Below are 2,336 nucleotides of genomic sequence, written 5' to 3'. Positions count from 1 at the left end.
AACATTAGCCCCAGGAGCAGAGGCGTCAATAGATACAGACTATACAGTAACGCAAGCGGATGTAGATGCAGGCTCTGTATTGAACAAAGCTTTGGTAAGCACTGAAAGCCCTGACGGTGAGAATCCAAGTGATGAAGACGAGATAGAAACAGAGATTGACAGAAATGCAATAATCACGATCATCAAGTCAGACAATGGTGCAGCGATCACAGCAGCAGGAGAAGTGATCACTTACACGATCACAGTAGAGAACACAGGCAATGTGACTTTGGAAAATGTGACGATCACTGATCCATTGACAGGCTTAGATCAAAACATTGGAACACTAGCCCCAGGAGCAGAGGCGTCAATAGATACAGACTATACAGTAACCCAAGCGGATGTAGATGCAGGCTCTGTATTGAACAAAGCTTTGGTAAGCACTGAGAGTCCAGACGGTGAGAATCCAGGAGGTGAAGACGAGATAGAAACAGAGATTGACAGAAATGCGACAATCACGATCATCAAGTCGGACAATGGTGCAACGATCACAGCAGCAGGAGAAGTGATCACTTACACGATCACAGTAGAGAACACAGGCAATGTGACTTTGGAAAATGTGACGATCACTGATCCATTGACAGGCTTAGATCAAAACATTGGAACATTAGCCCCAGGAGCAGAGGCGTCAATAGATACAGACTATACAGTAACGCAAGCGGATGTAGATGCAGGCTCTGTATTGAACAAAGCCTTGGTAAGCACTGAGAGTCCAGACGGTGAGAATCCAGGAGGTGAAGACGAGATAGAAACAGAGATTGACAGAAATGCGACAATCACGATCATCAAGTCAGACAATGGTGCAGCGATCACAGCAGCGGGAGAAGTGATCACTTACACGATCACAGTAGAGAACACAGGCAATGTGACTTTGGAAAATGTGACTATCACTGATCCATTGACAGGCCTAGATCAAAACATTGGAACACTAGCCCCAGGAGCAGAGGCGTCAATAGATACAGACTATACAGTAACCCAAGCGGATGTAGATGCAGGCTCTGTATTGAACAAAGCTTTGGTAAGCACTGAGAGTCCAGACGGTGAGAATCCAGGAGGTGAAGACGAGATAGAAACAGAGATTGACAGAAATGCGACAATCACGATCATCAAGTCGGACAATGGTGCAACGATCACAGCAGCGGGAGAAGTGATCACTTACACGATCACAGTAGAGAACACAGGCAATGTGACTTTGGAAAATGTGACTATCACTGATCCATTGACAGGCTTAGATCAAAACATTGGAACATTAGCCCCAGGAGCAGAGGCGTCAATAGATACAGACTATACAGTAACGCAAGCGGATGTAGATGCAGGCTCTGTATTGAACAAAGCCTTGGTAAGCACTGAGAGTCCAGACGGTGAGAATCCAGGAGGTGAAGACGAGATAGAAACAGAGATTGACAGAAATGCGACAATCACGATCATCAAGTCAGACAATGGTGCAGCGATCACAGCAGCGGGAGAAGTGATCACTTACACGATCACAGTAGAGAACACAGGCAATGTGACTTTGGAAAATGTGACGATCACTGATCCATTGACAGGCTTAGATCAAAACATTGGAACACTAGCTCCAGGAGCAGAGGCGTCAATAGATACAGACTATACAGTAACCCAAGAGGATGTAGATGCAGGCTCTGTATTGAACAAAGCTTTGGTAAGCACTGAAAGCCCTGACGGTGAGAATCCAGGTGATGAAGACGAGATAGAAACAGAGATTGACAGAAATGCGACAATCACGATCATCAAGTCAGACAATGGTGCAACGATCACAGCAGCGGGAGAAGTGATCACTTACACGATCACAGTAGAGAACACAGGCAATGTGACTTTGGAAAATGTGACTATCACTGATCCATTGACAGGCTTAGATCAAAACATTGGAACATTAGCCCCAGGAGCAGAGGCGTCAATAGATACAGACTATACAGTAACGCAAGCGGATGTAGATGCAGGCTCTGTATTGAACAAAGCTTTGGTAAGCACTGAAAGCCCTGACGGTGAGAATCCAGAAGGTGAAGACGAGATAGAAACAGAGATTGACAGAAATGCAATAATCACGATCATCAAGTCAGACAATGGTGCAGCGATCACAGCAGCAGGAGAAGTGATCACTTACACGATCACAGTAGAGAACACAGGCAATGTGACTTTGGAAAATGTGACGATCACTGATCCATTGACAGGCTTAGATCAAAACATTGGAACATTAGCCCCAGGAGCAGAGGCGTCAATAGATACAGACTATACAGTAACGCAAGCGGATGTAGATGCAGGCTCTGTATTGAACAAAG

Annotated in this window: 1 protein-coding gene; it reads left to right on the top strand. The window is 45.3% G+C overall.

The features are described from left to right. On the top strand, positions 1-2,336 hold a 2,336-nt coding region (locus MM239_RS20680), incomplete at both ends, for a DUF7507 domain-containing protein (RefSeq protein WP_449495065.1).

The sequence above is a fragment of the Belliella filtrata genome, assembly GCF_022549775.1.
In the GTDB taxonomy this organism is placed as follows: Bacteria; Bacteroidota; Bacteroidia; order Cytophagales; family Cyclobacteriaceae; genus Belliella; species Belliella filtrata.
This window is presented reverse-complemented; position numbering and strand designations above follow the sequence as displayed.